The sequence below is a fragment of the Aetokthonos hydrillicola CCALA 1050 genome, from assembly GCF_017591665.1.
GTDB lineage: Bacteria > Cyanobacteriota > Cyanobacteriia > Cyanobacteriales > Nostocaceae > Aetokthonos > Aetokthonos hydrillicola.
Window position 1 is genome coordinate 1 of sequence record NZ_JAAKGC010000089.1, and the last position, 14,186, is coordinate 14,186.

13 protein-coding genes and 1 pseudogene are annotated in these 14,186 nt (G+C 42.8%); 5 read left to right on the forward strand and 9 right to left on the reverse strand.

Going from position 1 to position 14,186, the window contains the following annotated elements:
- Positions 1-279 (forward strand): annotated as a pseudogene (locus tag G4P69_RS39585) (hypothetical protein); the annotation flags it as partial.
- On the opposite strand, the gene miaE reads toward G4P69_RS39585, so the two are convergent.
- The 6 genes from miaE to psaK form a co-directional block, all read right to left on the reverse strand.
- Positions 241-840, reverse strand: coding sequence for a tRNA-(ms[2]io[6]A)-hydroxylase (miaE, locus tag G4P69_RS29145; protein WP_208341589.1), 600 nt, complete (start codon positions 838-840; stop codon positions 241-243). The pseudogene G4P69_RS39585 and the gene miaE overlap by 39 nt on opposite strands.
- Positions 841-902: 62 nt before the next feature.
- Entirely contained in the window at positions 903-1,409 is a 507-nt protein-coding gene (locus tag G4P69_RS29150) for a pyridoxamine 5'-phosphate oxidase family protein (protein ID WP_208341567.1), read from the reverse strand.
- 316 nt (positions 1,410-1,725) lie between these two features.
- Positions 1,726-2,193 carry a hypothetical protein gene (locus G4P69_RS29155; RefSeq protein ID WP_208341566.1) on the reverse strand — a complete coding sequence of 156 codons (468 nt, stop codon included), beginning with the start codon at positions 2,191-2,193 and terminating at the stop codon, positions 1,726-1,728.
- 445 nt (positions 2,194-2,638) lie between these two features.
- Positions 2,639-3,838, reverse strand: coding sequence for a site-2 protease family protein (locus G4P69_RS29160; RefSeq protein WP_208341565.1), 1,200 nt, complete (start codon positions 3,836-3,838; stop codon positions 2,639-2,641).
- Between the two features lie 167 nt (positions 3,839-4,005).
- Complete coding sequence (gene iscB / locus G4P69_RS29165; protein WP_208341564.1) at positions 4,006-5,286, reverse strand: RNA-guided endonuclease IscB; 1,281 nt, start codon at positions 5,284-5,286, stop codon at positions 4,006-4,008.
- Positions 5,287-5,937: 651 nt separating this feature from the next.
- Positions 5,938-6,192 (reverse strand): photosystem I reaction center subunit PsaK, encoded by a 255-nt coding sequence (gene psaK / locus G4P69_RS29170; RefSeq protein ID WP_208341563.1) that lies wholly within the window; start codon positions 6,190-6,192, stop codon positions 5,938-5,940.
- 133 nt (positions 6,193-6,325) lie between these two features.
- Between psaK and G4P69_RS29175 the strand changes: the two genes are divergently transcribed.
- Genes G4P69_RS29175 through G4P69_RS29185 form a run of 3 tightly spaced genes read left to right on the forward strand, consistent with a single transcriptional unit; the run spans position 6,326 to position 9,317 of the window.
- Positions 6,326-6,961 (forward strand): phosphoribosylanthranilate isomerase, encoded by a 636-nt coding sequence (locus G4P69_RS29175; protein ID WP_208341587.1) that lies wholly within the window; start codon positions 6,326-6,328, stop codon positions 6,959-6,961.
- A gap of 3 nt (positions 6,962-6,964) precedes the next feature.
- A complete protein-coding gene (locus G4P69_RS29180) occupies positions 6,965-8,104 on the forward strand; it encodes a universal stress protein (RefSeq protein WP_310833996.1) in 1,140 nt (379 codons plus the stop codon).
- A gap of 25 nt (positions 8,105-8,129) precedes the next feature.
- Complete coding sequence (locus G4P69_RS29185; RefSeq protein WP_208341562.1) at positions 8,130-9,317, forward strand: anhydro-N-acetylmuramic acid kinase; 1,188 nt, start codon at positions 8,130-8,132, stop codon at positions 9,315-9,317.
- Positions 9,318-9,383: 66 nt separating this feature from the next.
- Here G4P69_RS29185 and G4P69_RS29190 read toward each other — a convergent pair whose 3' ends face one another.
- The 3 genes from G4P69_RS29190 to G4P69_RS29200 form a co-directional block, all read right to left on the reverse strand.
- Entirely contained in the window at positions 9,384-10,736 is a 1,353-nt protein-coding gene (locus G4P69_RS29190) for a selenium-binding family protein (protein ID WP_208341561.1), read from the reverse strand.
- Positions 10,733-11,323, reverse strand: a complete 591-nt coding sequence (locus G4P69_RS29195; RefSeq protein ID WP_208341560.1) for a gamma-glutamylcyclotransferase — start codon at positions 11,321-11,323, stop codon at positions 10,733-10,735. Before G4P69_RS29195 ends, G4P69_RS29190 begins: the two co-directional genes overlap by 4 nt.
- 131 nt (positions 11,324-11,454) lie before the next feature.
- Positions 11,455-11,817 carry a surface-adhesin E family protein gene (locus G4P69_RS29200; protein WP_208341559.1) on the reverse strand — a complete coding sequence of 121 codons (363 nt, stop codon included), beginning with the start codon at positions 11,815-11,817 and terminating at the stop codon, positions 11,455-11,457.
- A gap of 511 nt (positions 11,818-12,328) precedes the next feature.
- Here G4P69_RS29200 and G4P69_RS29205 point away from each other — a divergent pair.
- Positions 12,329-13,957, forward strand: coding sequence for an alkaline phosphatase PhoX (locus G4P69_RS29205; RefSeq protein WP_208352929.1), 1,629 nt, complete (start codon positions 12,329-12,331; stop codon positions 13,955-13,957).
- The last annotated feature ends 229 nt before the right edge of the window (positions 13,958-14,186 follow it).

The following is a 14,186-nucleotide window of genomic DNA, read 5'->3' on the forward strand; positions in this document are numbered from 1 at the left end:
AGCAGTATCTTAAGAAGAGCAGTAGCCGCGATGAAGTATGAGAACCAACCTGAAATTGCTCGTCCTTTGGGGCAATGGTTGGGAGAAGCATGGGGCATAGGGCATGGGGCATGGGGCATAGGGCATGGGGCATGGGGCATGGGGCATGGGAGTAGGGGAGAGATAAATCCTTTTTTGTTCTCGTTGTCCCCCAGTACCCAGTACCCAGTACCCAGTACCCAGTACCCAATCCCCAATCCCCTAGCTATGTATTCTTGGTTCTGGATGCATCTGTGCTAGCAGCTCGCTTTCAACAATTGCCAACTCATCTAGCCGTTGCATAAAAATTTCTCGCTCAAAATAGGTATCGGCTAAGATCCAGTAAACGCCGTAGTGTCGTGCTTCGGATGCCATCAGGCTATGATAAAACTCTGCAAGTTCTTGCTCTGGACAATTTTGAGAAAGTAATCCTAAGCGTTCGTGGCTACGAGCTTCAATTAAGCCGCTAACTAGTAAAGAGTCTAAGAATCTATCGGGTTCTTTAGGGCGGATTTGTGCTTTCAAGCCAGCACCGTAAGGTGGTGGTGCTAAGGGGCGCATAGGAATATTACGGCTTTCTAGCCATTGGTTGACAAGCTCAAAATGTTCTAGTTCTTCACGCGCAATACTTGTGAGTTCCCGCACCATTTTGGCGTTGGAAGGGTAGCGAAATATTAAGTTTAACGCTACCCCAGCAGCTTTGCGCTCACACTGAGCGTGATCAAGGAGAATTGTGTCTAGGTTCGCGATCGCTTGTTCTATCCAAGCAGGTTTCGTAGGTTTTTTGAGAACGTTAATAGTCGGTAACTCAGAAGAAAGCACAGCCAAAAGTTCAAAAACTGCATATCCTCACTTTAACCGCTACCGCAAACTAGTTGCACCGCTCAGGTTAAATTAACCTTTTCGTTTTCACCAATATTGGCTTTCTCTCCAGTAGTAATTGACTGCAACAAACCAACAGTATGAGCAACAAGGCTAGAAGGAGTATCCCAATATTCAGCTTTTTGAACACTGACTTTGAGTAAAGCAATATCGGGTTCCTCTAATCCTTTAGGAAACCAGGCTTGGAGTTGTGGTTTCCACAATTGCTCAATTTTGTTGCGATCGCGTACAAGTTGTGCTGCACCTGACACTGAAACGTATCGTTGCTTATTAGGATCAGAGAAACTAACGTTTACTTGGTGGTGCTGTTCAACTTCTAGAACTTTATGAGAGCTACCGTATACGAAAAACCAGAGATCGCCATTCGACTCAATCTCAGAGTTGGTTGACATTGGGCGGCTACGTAAGCTTCCGTCTTCGTCTGTTGTAGTTAGCATTCCAATATCAATATCCTTGATCAGCTCGCGCAGCTTCTTAATTTTTTGATTTTGGTCTAGAGAATCAGTCATTTTCTTACTCGCGTCTTAATTTCCAGTGGAGAATACAAGCGCTTTATGATAAGTTGTTGATAACGCTCCTTTATAGTGTGAACCTGCATACAGTTTGGCTACTTGCTCCTATAGGTGGAGTTTTTGGCAAGATAACTCCATTGGAATAGCCGTCATCCGTTTTTGGAGATAGTCTCGAAAGTGCTTTCTCGAAGGTGATATTTCCACGGCAGCAACGGCAAATATAAAAAAAGACCTTTAGTATCTATCTACTATAAGGCTTTTATCCTATAAATTTTTGCGTTCAAACTAGCTGAATAGCGGTTTACGCTTTAAATCACAAACGCGTCCATACACTTCCTGAAAAGCCACCACCGTTAATTTTCTCAATTCGGCTAAAAGTGACTATTCTAAGTTTCAGCACTCCACTTCCGGTGGCTCCCCCCTTAGGTACATCAACCCAACTACCATTAATTTCATTAGCTGAAATTGTTCCAGTAAACACATTACTCCAAGCAGGTTGAGTCTCTTTTTGTTCACCATACCACCAGAACTTATCACCAACCTGACGTATATAATATACGCCACCGTCGTCAGCTTTCCACTTTCCAGTAAGGGCTGAGCTTTGGGCAATTAATATGCGTTGTGTTGGTAAAACTTCTGTTTGTTTATAGTGAGCTGCTTGTTGCGTGTTCAAGCTACTAGACGCTTCCACAAAGCTTGGAACTAAAACTGAAGCACTGCTAAATAAACCAATGGCGGAACCTGTGCTGAAAATCGCAAGAGCTAAAAAGCGTTTTAACATTTCAAAATTCCTCAAACTTGTATTACGAATTGTCTAAACGTTGACCCTTTAATATACAAAGCAGAATGTTAATATTTCAGTTTAAAAAAGTCAGAAAAGGTGAGTAATTTAGTGCTAAAAATATGAATAAGAGTTAGAAAAAGTAAGTTTTAGTAGAGTGTGTTAGGACAAAGTCCGTAACGCACCATTCCAAATGTTCGGTGCCCTACTAATAAGGATGTGCCAAGCTCAGCTCAACACATCCTCAAAACTTTTCAGTCTGGTATTATTAAGTTTTATCGAACAAATTTCAGGATTGATAATCTGGCATCAATTCTCTATGCTTAGTGAAACCTGAATTCCCCGCTCATTAATTCTGAACGCCACATCCTTTATGCTCGGGAACGTCCACCGCAGTGGCTCCTCCTGACTCCTGACTCCTGACTCCTGACTCCTGAATTCTTCTTCAAGAGTTTAGCGTTGACTTTGCGATCGCTCCCAATTGGAAAGTTGGCGGATAACTACCTTCTTGTTTAATGCGGTTAATTTCTGCATCTGTTATTCGCAAATTCAGCTTTTGTGCTACTGTTCGCACGATGTCGCCTCGGTCAATTATACCAGCCACGGAACCGGCTGGAGAAAGCACGGTTATACGGACTAACTGCTCATTTTCCAGTTTGTTAATCACTTCAGCCAAGGAATTCGACTCAGTCACTGTAGGAATTTCTGTCAGAGGATGCACTATAGTTTGTAGGGTTTGGGTTTCCCATTCACTGCGTTCCACTAATCGTAAATCGTCCACAGAAACTAGTCCTCGATATCGTCCATCAGATTCGGCAAAATAAACCTGTGGTGTTTTGCTTTCTAGCAAGTAGAGATCAGCAAAAGAACGCACGGTTTGATCTGCATCAACTACACGAAAGTCGCGAGTCATCGCATTTTCAGCCGTTAGTTGTAACAGGGTTTGCTGTAAAATAGTGACGCGATCATAACTACTAGCATTGCGGACACCAAACCAACCTAGAAAAGCAATCCACAAACCAGGAACTAATTCGCCTGTCATGTAGTCTACCGCCATTCCCAAGACGATCGCGCCATAACCTAAAATTTGACCTGTCTTTGCTGCTAACCTTACAGATTGAAAGCGGTTACCTGTTGCTTTCCATAATGCTGCTTTTAAAACTTGTCCTCCGTCTAAAGGTAAGCCTGGAATTAAGTTAAATAGTGCCAAAACTAGGTTAATTCTTGCCAAGTCACCAACCATCACGCTGGCTGGACTAGCGTTGGGTAAAATATCTGCCAGCAGTTTGAGCAGCACAAACAACACTATACTAACTCCTGGACCAGCGATCGCTACTTGAAATGCTTTACCTGGAGTTTTTGATTCTTCTTCTATTGAAGCAATACCCCCAAACAGAAACAAGGTAATTGAGTTTACTTTAATACCTTGCGATCGCGCTACCAAGCTGTGACCTAACTCATGTAACAATACGGAACCAAAAAGCAGTAGTGCCATAACCACACCACCACTCCAAGCTAGCACTATGCCCCATGACTGATAGCTAACTCCAAAGTTGAGGGTTGCTAGTCCTAAAATCACGAACCACAAAGGGTCTAAAAATAGGGGAATTCCAAATAAAGACCCAATTTTCCAATTTGTTTGCATTATATTGACCTAAGACTCAATATTTTTATCAATACAAAACTACGCATCCAATTTGTATATTTTTATGCTCTTTTATTTTAGCCACATCAACCCTCTGCTGCTGGGGGTAGCTGCTGTTCAAGAATTTCTGTACATATCTGTACATCTGTGCCTATTATGGGGACTTTTTACCGATAGGTGTAACCGTCCTTACGGTGAATTGGTTTTTCGATGTATTCGAGTTTGATACCGATGCGCTTCTTGCCAGAAGTCGGATATATTTCACCGTTACCGTTGCTATATGGGCAGAGTCGCGCAATATACGTTCCCGCGTTCACGCCTTTGGAAATCACTGTTTTCACAATGTCACCAGTGCAGAAACCATGAATCCGTCGCAATGGTCGATACTTCTGTGGATAACCGAGTTTGTCGGTTTGACAACGCTGCCGTCCACCTTGCCCCGTCGCCTTGACTCTTAGAATCTTACTGCTCAGTACTTTGAGTACCTCAGTAACACCGACACACGCAGAATCCAACCAATGTTCTTTAGGCAGTCCTAGCCGAGTGCGGTTGTACTTGGTCTGTCCACCCGTCCCAGTGCTGACAGGCAATCGTGTCATTTTCAGCGTCTCAAACAGCTTCCAGCGAGTTGCATTGACGGCAGCAGCATCTTTAAGGGGTGCTTTAGCTTGCTTGAGAATCCGAGAAATTAAGTCAGTCTTACCTTTGAGAAAGTCCCGAATATCCTTCGTCCCTTTCTTGTGATTGCACTTCTCACACGCCAAGCACAGATTAGAAATGCGGTCAGTTCCACCATTCGCCCGTGCCTGGATATGCTCGATTTGCAACGGCACACCTTCCTTAGAACAGTAACTACATTTTCGTCCCCACTTTTCTAAAAGATACTCCCGCACTTCATATCCGGCTAAAGTTCCTTGCTGGTACTCGACTCCAGAGATTTCAGGGTTTTCCATTTGCTGAGTATCAAACCGAACAAGTTCCTGTCTGATTTCAGCAACACACGCAAACTTGCAAAGTCGCTTTACCCAAGTTTCAATCGTCAAAACTCGGTGCATTAGGGACGGTGCTAACCATCCTTGTGCCCGTTTACGGTTCAAAAACCGAGCTTTACGATAGCGAGTATTGCGCTGTCTGCGTCCTCTGCGAACGGCTCGACGAGATTCGAGTGCATCCTTGATGGATTGTCCCCGGTGTTCAAGCTCCATTCCCCAGATCACTTCGTCCCGGTTGGTAACAAGGCTAATCCCGGTCGTTTTTGAACCAGGGTCAATCTTCAGTGTGAGCGGATAAATCACAATGTTTTTGACTACCCGATTCATGATTAAAGTAAACGGATAGCGGCGAAACACGGCAGCTTTGCCCGTTTCCATTAACTTTCGAGCTTGTGCCGGATGAATCGGATTCATCGGTGTTTTGTTGGCATCAATCAGAAAAACGTAATTGCTCATCGCGTTTTGGTCGGTTTGACCAGTCCTTAGTTATGTTTGCTTCGACAATGCTTCTGAGGCTTGTTAGGCAGTATCAGAGGGCTTTCAAGATGTCTCGCCTTTCTTTGATAGTTGCGACAGAGCCAAGAACTAGCGTTCATTCTTGGGTGTCATGACCTCGGAAGCGTAGCCAACCTTGCTGTTTAGCAGGTAACTCGTTTTTACGGCTGAGTCATGCACGCTCACCCCACCTACCCAAAATGTTTAGTTCTGGGTAGAAATGGGTAGACATTTACGAGCGGTCGTCAGATCAGCATTTGCTGGTTGATTTGCTCTACACTTCTAGAATAGACAATTAAAGCCAGTGAAAACCTAATGGCAAACGAAAAAATAAAAGCGGCAGACAACACTCTTCAGGATTACCCTAAAAAGTGAAAGAAAATGCCACTTCTTCATAAATTGTTAATTATTTTTTGTAAAGGGAAAGACAAGGAGTTTTTCAAAGTTCCCCGCCCTAAGCCTATGCTTTCACCATGGGCTTATAGTAGGAGGGGAGCATCCCAAATTTATTTTATAAATGAAGAATTCAGGAGTCAGGAGCCAGGAGTCAGAATGATAAATACTACACCCTACTCCCTACACCCAACACCCTACTTTTGGCAATCAAGCCTGCTAGATGCGACCGATGTTAGTTAATCCTAGAACAATGCCAATGCCGATGACATGACCGAAAGCCATAGCAGCAATGAATGCTGGAATACTTATGGGAAGTAAAGGGAATTGGGGACCAACTTGGGGCTTCTTAATTTTGAAAGTCAGCAAAAGAACTATTAAAGAACTAACACTGATGATTATCCCCACGGTTGGAGTCCACTGTGGTGTTGGAGGAACGGTGGCTTGGACTGCCAATAGCATTGATGAAATCAAACGTTTGTCTCCGAGAGAAATTATATGCAAACAACAGAAATTATAAAATCACCAGGCAAAAAAGCTTCTGTTGTTTAAATACTTTACACTTACTTTATATAGTTCTGCTGAAAAATCTCTCAAATTTCCTGCTATGCGGATTAAGATTTGCGGAATCACTCAACCACAACAAGGCAAAGCGATCGCCTCATTCGGTGCTACTGCATTAGGATTTATTTGTGTGCCAACTTCACCCAGGTACGTTAAGATACCGCAAATTTTAGCGGTTGTGGAAAAATTGCCAGAAAAAATTGATACAATAGGTGTCTTTGCCAACACCTCTATAGAAGAAATCGTTCAAACAGTAGTTGACTCTCAGTTAACTGGGGTTCAGTTGCATGGAGATGAATCTCCAGATTTTTGCCAACTATTACGCCAATCTCTACCTAAAGTAGAACTTCTTAAAGCTTTGAGGATACGTAGTGGGCAGGATATTAACAAAGCAGAGGCTTATTCCGTTTGCGTAGATACTTTACTACTTGATGCCTACCATCCTCAACAACTAGGTGGTACAGGCAAAACTTTAGATTGGAATATGCTAGAGCAATTTAAACCGTCTTCCCCTTGGTTTTTAGCTGGTGGACTCACTCCAGATAATATTCTCGAAGCTTTAAGTCAGGTAAACCCTAGTGGAATCGATTTATCTAGTGGTGTGGAACGCAGCCCTGGTGATAAGGATTTAGACAAGGTTGCTAGGTTGTTTGAGAAGCTTGTACAACATAGGAGTTAGTCTGTGTCTGCTGTTCCTTATGATCTAAGTCCTTCGAGACGGGGTAAGTATAAAATATTCATTGGCATGGCTCCTGGAGTAGGCAAAACTTACAAAATGCTGGAAGAAGGTCATGCACTTAAAAAGGAAGGGATTGATGTTATTGTGGGTTTGTTGGAAACCCACGGACGTAAGGAGACTGCGCAGAAAGCGGAAGGTTTAGAGATTATACCTCGTAAAGAAATTACTCGGGGTGGGCTGACCTTAACAGAAATGGATACGGAAAGAATTATAGAGCGATCGCCTCAGCTAGTTTTAATCGATGAACTGGCGCACACGAACGTTCCAGGTTCCCTAAGAGAAAAGCGTTATCAAGATATAGACGAGATTCTAGCCGCCGGTATCAGCGTCTACTCTACTATGAATATCCAGCATCTGGAAAGTCTTAATGACTTAGTAGCCAGAATTACTGGTGTAGTAGTGCGAGAGCGTGTTCCTGACCGTATTTTGGATGAAGCATCGGAAGTTGTGGTAGTAGATGTGACTCCCGAAACCTTAGAGGAACGTTTGCAAGAAGGCAAAATTTACGCGCCGGAAAAAATTCAACAAGCACTCAATAACTTTTTTCAACGTCGCAACCTGATTGCTCTAAGAGAGCTAGCATTGCGGGAAGTTGCTGACAACATTGAGGAAAATGCGATCGCCTCCACCCCTCAAGGTGCAGTTTGCAATATTCACGAAAGAGTCTTGGTGTGTGTATCCACTTATCGGAATTCAGTACAACTCTTGCGTAGAGGCTCTAGAATTGCTGGCTATATGAATGCTCCTCTTTATGCTCTATTTGTTACTCACCCAGATCACTTCCTGACAAAAGAGGAAAGTCTATATATAGAAACTGCTGAGAAGCTGTGTAAAGAATTTGATGGTACATTTGTTCGTGTAAGTAATAACGATGTAGCAAAGGCGATCGCACAAGCCGCTACACAATACCGTATTACTCAAATAGTTATTGGTGCAAGTCAAAGAAGCCGTTGGCAAATATTGCTAAAAGGATCTTTAACACATAAGCTGCTGCGGTTGCTGAAAAATGTTGATTTACATATTATTTCTGATTCGAATGAGAAAAATGATGGGTCCAATCGTTCGGCAATAGAGTTAAATTGATTTAGAATTCAAAATTGAAAATCGAATGACTCGCGTAGTAGGTTTAATAAGTGGCACTTCTGTAGATGGTATAGACGCTGCTTTAGTAGATATTTCTGGTAAAGATTTAGATATCAAAATACAGTTAGTTGCTGGTGCAACATATCCTTACCCTAACGACTTACGAGAACGGATCTTGGATGTTTGTGCTGGTGCTACTCTCTCAATGCTAGAATTGGCAGAATTAGATGATGCGATCGCCTTTGCTTTTGCTCAAGCCGCACAAAATATTCAATTAGGTCACGAAAAAGCCAGTTTAATTGGTTCCCATGGTCAAACAGTTTACCATCGACCGCCTAAAGGTGGAGAGAGGGGGTTAGGGGAAGACAAAGGCAAAAAAACTCCTCCTTACTTCTTGGGTTATAGCCTGCAACTAGGTCGTGGATCTGTGATTGCTAACGTCACTGGTGTGACCACTGTGAGTAATTTCCGTGTGGCAGATATTGCGGCTGGTGGTCATGGCGCACCTCTTGTCCCTCGTGTGGATGCTGCTTTACTGAGTCATCCTGATGAAGCTCGTTGCATTCAAAATATCGGTGGTATTGGAAATGTAACTTATATCCCATCTCGTCAGAAAAACTGGTTGTCAGAAATTAGCGCGTGGGATACAGGACCAGGAAATAGTTTATTAGATCTGGCAGTATACCATTTAAGTGGTGGTACTAAAACTTATGATGAAGACGGTAATTGGGCAGCAAGTGGCACTCCCTGCTATCCTTTGGTTGAAGAATGGTTAAGCCATGAGTATTTTCATTTACCACCACCTAAGTCTACAGGTCGAGAGTTATTCGGTGTGAGTTATTTTGAGCAGTGCTTAAAAGACGCTGAAGCATACCAACTTACTCCAGCAGACTTGCTAGCGACACTAACAGAACTGACAGCCGCTTCTATTGTTCATAGTTACCAAACATTTCTACCCCAAGTTCCACAGCAAGTACTTTTGTGTGGTGGCGGTAGCCGCAATCTTTATCTCAAACGTCGTTTACAAAGTCTTTTAGGATCAACCTCAGTCTTAACTACGGATGAAGTTGGTTTGTGCGCTAATTTTAAAGAAGCGATCGCCTTCGCAGTCCTAGCATACTGGCGAATGTTAGATGCTCCTGGCAATCTACCGAGTGCTACAGGAGCATGTCAAGAAGTCGTTCTGGGAGAAATAATAATCGGCAATGGGTAACAAATTTATCCCTTTCGCTAAGTTCTATTTTCCTCTTTCTATGCCCTATGCCCTATGCCCCGTGCCCTAAATCCAAATATCTGACGTGCAATCACCCCCAGGATAACGGATTTCATGAGCACGAGAGGGACCAGATGGTTCTGCACCAAAATCAACGTAGAAATTTTCGTTGATTTGCATTCCTCCGTTTTTGGAGTCACAGTCTATTTGTAATAAATACGAACCACTCTTTGATAAGTCGGGGTAAAACTGATTATCCCAGCTACTAAATAGGGAGTTAGTAACGTAAAGCCGCCTACCGTCCAAACTCAGTTGCAACATCTGAGGCCCACCAGTTAACTTATGATTACGGACTGTAGGGCTTTTTCCTAGTAACCCACCAACCCAAACTTGACCTGTGAGTTTAGGATCTTCTGGGTTACTAATGTCATATTGGCGAATATCCCCGTGTAACCAGTTGGAGAAATAAAGATAGCGATCGTCCATCGAGATGAGGAGATCGGTAATCAATGATGGTACAGGAATAGGCCAGCCTTCTACCTCTAGTGAGGGTATATCAATAACTTTTTGTATATTCCAAGAACCGTTAGACTTCTGCCAATGCCAAATGTTACTGCTAAGTGCTGCACCGACAAAGCCATGAGTGCTATCTGGATTATGGTGAAAGCGCACTTCTAAAGGTATTAACCCTTCTGCACCTAAGTCAAAAGTTTGAATAATTTCGTGCTTTGACCAATCCCAAAAGTGTAGCTGCTGACCATATTTTCCCGCAGCTACGTCATCAAGGTTAAAGCCAGAATAGTAAGTTTTGGGTGCACTCCACTCACTACTTACCATGACGTTATGACGTGGTTGATACCAGAAGTCATAGTTGAAGCGCATGTTATCAGCTTTGTGTTCCCAGCGCCCAACAATGTCAAAATTCTCATCTAATAACAAAAATCCACCTGGTCCATTGCCTTCGCTATCCCCCAGCATGGAAATCATAACATGACTATCAGCTAGACAATGTACGGTGTGTGGGGCAGTTAAGTTAGTCTTTGCTTTGATTTCTTCTGGTTCAATAACTTTGTGGAGTTTAGGCGTTCGGTCATCTGCTGTGTCCACTATATAAATACGGCTAGAACGTTGACCTGGAATCACCAAAAATCGCCGAGACTTACTCGCATCAGTATGACAAGAACTGCACGCATTCCAGCCGAAATGGTGCAACTCATCGCCAATATACGGCATCTTTAAGCGATGAATGACTTGAGAATAGGTTGGAGATTGAGGATCAACGTCTACGGTTGCAAGATAATCTGGTTGTTCAATACCTGTCCCTGTATAGAGTGCGATTGTATACAGTAATTTCTCTGGAACCGCTTGTATCGCCGCTTCTGGAGAAGCATAGCCAGGACCACAGCAAGCATGATTCATACGCTTACACCTTTAACAACACGTTGTTGCAATTGGTACATATGATTGAACAAATTCCAGCAATATTCTTCTGGTAGACCACAGGTTACAGCACCTCGGAGGACGACGTTAAAGTACCAATCATTTGGTGCTATTTCCTCTGATAACTTGTTAACCACTACGTAGGTACGAACCTTACTATAAATCTTTCCTTGGCAATTAATATCTACAAATTCGTGACGGTAGCCACCCTGCTGAACATGTTCACGCTTATCTAGGTGTTCGCTTAATCGCCAAGGTAATCGATAGAGTACACCGCTGACGCTTTTGTTTGGATCTTTTACTACATCCAAAGCACCACAGTCGCGGTTTGCACAATAGCAATAAAATCCTAATCTATAGCCTGTGAGTGTCGCAGTACCAACGACGTACTGATGGGTATTCTCACCAAGCGATCGCTTCAAATCAACTGGACACATACAAGAACCGTAAGCAAAATAGTAAAACGTCGGTTCTTTTGGTTGTACTGGTGTCAGTCTTAAATCTGGGCGTACAGGATTATGAGGTTGTACCCAGATATGATGCGAGTGTCGAGCTTGTTTGCTCATCTATCCTTAGAACTATTCACTATGCAGAACATACTAGCATAGTTTTTTCGATAAATGCACGTAATCTGATATACAAAGTGTGGATTTAGTAAAAGTAAGGTAAAAACCTTTTCTTACTTCTGACTCCTTCTCTAACGACATACTGCTTCAGCAGCCACTGATGCCATACTACCAGCGACTACTGGACGAAGTGGTTGGTCATTTGGGTAGTTATTTGATGAAATTATTCGACCATTAGTTGCATACTTTCTTCTGGCTAGCAACCTAGTAGTTCTTTCTTTACAAGCGATTAACCAGCGCTCTGATTGACTTACTCGATGGTTACCAAAGGAAATCGAGTATTGATAATAACCGTCCTTCCCTTGTATTGAATCAGTATCTAAATACAAAGAAGTTCCATTATCTAGCTCACCAATAGGGACAAGAACCTCAGCGTAGACAGATGAAACAGAGGTTAAAGTAATCAAAGAAGCTATTACTAGATGTTTTAACATACTAATCCTAGTAGTTTTGGACAACAAACCAGAGACTATCTATAAAGAAAATATGAAGTAGGGTGAATTATAGCTTCAGCACAACACCCCATAATATTGCTGGTGCATTAAGTGCTTTAATCAGGTTTTTGGCGACAAATCAGATCGAAAATATGGGTTCAACACACCCTACAGGAATTTTATTTTTTCTTTATAAATGTCCTGTTAGCAATAGAGTAACTTCGTGAAATATCAGGTGTAATCAGAGAATATCGGGATCGCTGCAAAAAAAAAGAATTGACGTCACCCTTAAGAATACGGTCGCCAATACTAATTAAAGTGTATTTTCTGAGGTTTAGAAGATTGAGCTAGTGTTTTTACGGGCTTAATTTATTCCCTTTTAAAGCTCATAAAATTAATCGGGAATTTACCCGCGTATAAGATTTTCTTAACTTCTTACTCGTATTATTTCACCAGATCTAGGACTGGTAAGACTATCTTAACAAAGCATTACAGAGTAAGTCGTAAAACTATGTTTAAATTGCGCTCCAAAACTTTGACAAATGCAGTGCTGTTAGCAACATGCATTTTGCTACCTTCGGTATTGTCAGCATCAGCAGAAAACGTAACTGAACAAATTCCTAAAGTTGGGGTTGATTCTGCTAATCCTCGCGAAGGAACTCCTCCCAATATCCTAGCGTCAGGCTTCAGCTTAAAACTTCTCGCACAAGGTTCAGATCCACTAGAAAATCCATCCGGAAGCATCACCAAATTGGGGTATCTCAATGACTTTCCACCCCAGACAGTGGAAGCCACTAAGACTGAACCTGACCAAAATACGTATTTGGTATTAGACTATAATCCTGGTGGACCAACACCTGGTTACGATTATGGTCGTCATTTCCTTTTTCAAGGTCATGAGAACGGTAACGACTTAGCTTACGTGACACGGATTAATTTGGATGTCACCGATCCGTTACACAGAATTACACTGCTGACTCCTGTAGGGTCAAATGGTAAGACAGGCTTTAACTCAATCGATGGTTCTACATGGAATCCCTTTACCAAAACATTGTTGTTTACCCAAGAGAATGGTTCAAGTGGCGCTGTCATCCAGATCACACCAAATTGGCCACCTCAGGTAATCACCTTGGATGGTATCTTGGGCAAAGGAGGTTACGAAGGGATTCATCTAGATAACCGTGGTAATATCGTAATCGTTGAAGATGCTGGTGGTACATCTGTTAATGTTGATCCTCAAGATCCACAAAGCCCTAAAGCAGCGCGCCAACCAAACTCCTTCGTTTATCGCTTTGTACCCAACGACCGCACTGATCTAACTAAAGGTGGTAAGTTGCAAGCGTTGCAGGTTCAAATTAATAATCAACCAGTAACGTTTCATGCCGATGATCCAGTAGGCGATACATTTTCTGATGTACAGCTTCAGTTGCACACTCTAGGAACTTCATGGCCAGTCAAATGGGTGACTATCCATGATACAGCAGTTGACGGCTTTGCCTCATTTAGTGCAAACAGCGCTGCCAAAGCAGCAGGTGCAACTCCCTTCAAGCGCCCAGAAAACGTGGCGTTTCTGCCAGGTTCCAACTTCAAGACATTCTTCTTTGCTCCAACTGGAGACACCAATTCTAACTCTGGCAATCAGCCTGAGCTAGCAGCCCGTGGTGCGTGGGGGTCTATTTTCCGCGTTGATCTAGACGAGACACGGGATCAGGGTCAAATTTCAATTTTTGTACTTGGTACTGCTGAGCAGTCAAGCTTTGACAATCTAACTTTTGCCAACGGCACTACGTTACTAGCTGCCGAAGATCGTGGCGACACATTACATAAACAGCTCAACAGACTTGATTCTGTTTGGTCTTACAATGTGAGTGGTAACAATATTAGCCCACGACGGTTCCTTGCTCTCGGTCGTGATGAAGCAGCTGCCATAGATGCTGGATACCTTGATGCTAGCACTCCCGGCTACCAGAATGATGGCGATAACGAGCCTACTGGTTTGATTGTTTCTCAAGGTAGTGCTTCTATTGAGAATCTGCTGGGTACAAAGCCAAAATTCGGAAGTGCGCGCTGGTTCATCACTCAACAGCACGGCTATAACCAAATCTACGAAATTCAGAAACAGAAGACTCAGGAACATTAAAAAAGAATTCAGAATTCAGGAATCAGGAGTCAGAATATACCACCCTTAAAGGGATGGTGTTTTAACGAAAAAGTTTCAACTCCTATCTCATCCACAAGGGACTAGGACTTACGCACTATACAAATCCAACATCATGTGCGTTAAGGGATAATCGTTGTTTCAAACCTGTAGGGGCGCAAGGCCTTGCGCCCCTACAATGGATGGTAACAGCTTCATTTGTGAAAAAATC

Coding starts and splice junctions, on each gene's coding strand:
- G4P69_RS29195 (WP_208341560.1), bottom strand. CDS start 11,323: ATGAGCAAACAAGCTCGACACTCGCATCATATCTGGGTACAACCTCAT.
- G4P69_RS29200 (WP_208341559.1), bottom strand. CDS start 11,817: ATGTTAAAACATCTAGTAATAGCTTCTTTGATTACTTTAACCTCTGTT.
- G4P69_RS29150 (WP_208341567.1), bottom strand. CDS start 1,409: ATGACTGATTCTCTAGACCAAAATCAAAAAATTAAGAAGCTGCGCGAG.
- G4P69_RS29185 (WP_208341562.1), top strand. CDS start 8,130: ATGACTCGCGTAGTAGGTTTAATAAGTGGCACTTCTGTAGATGGTATA.
- iscB (WP_208341564.1), bottom strand. CDS start 5,286: ATGAGCAATTACGTTTTTCTGATTGATGCCAACAAAACACCGATGAAT.
- G4P69_RS29190 (WP_208341561.1), bottom strand. CDS start 10,736: ATGAATCATGCTTGCTGTGGTCCTGGCTATGCTTCTCCAGAAGCGGCG.
- G4P69_RS29205 (WP_208352929.1), top strand. CDS start 12,329: ATGTTTAAATTGCGCTCCAAAACTTTGACAAATGCAGTGCTGTTAGCA.
- G4P69_RS29175 (WP_208341587.1), top strand. CDS start 6,326: ATGCGGATTAAGATTTGCGGAATCACTCAACCACAACAAGGCAAAGCG.
- G4P69_RS29160 (WP_208341565.1), bottom strand. CDS start 3,838: ATGCAAACAAATTGGAAAATTGGGTCTTTATTTGGAATTCCCCTATTT.
- G4P69_RS29155 (WP_208341566.1), bottom strand. CDS start 2,193: ATGTTAAAACGCTTTTTAGCTCTTGCGATTTTCAGCACAGGTTCCGCC.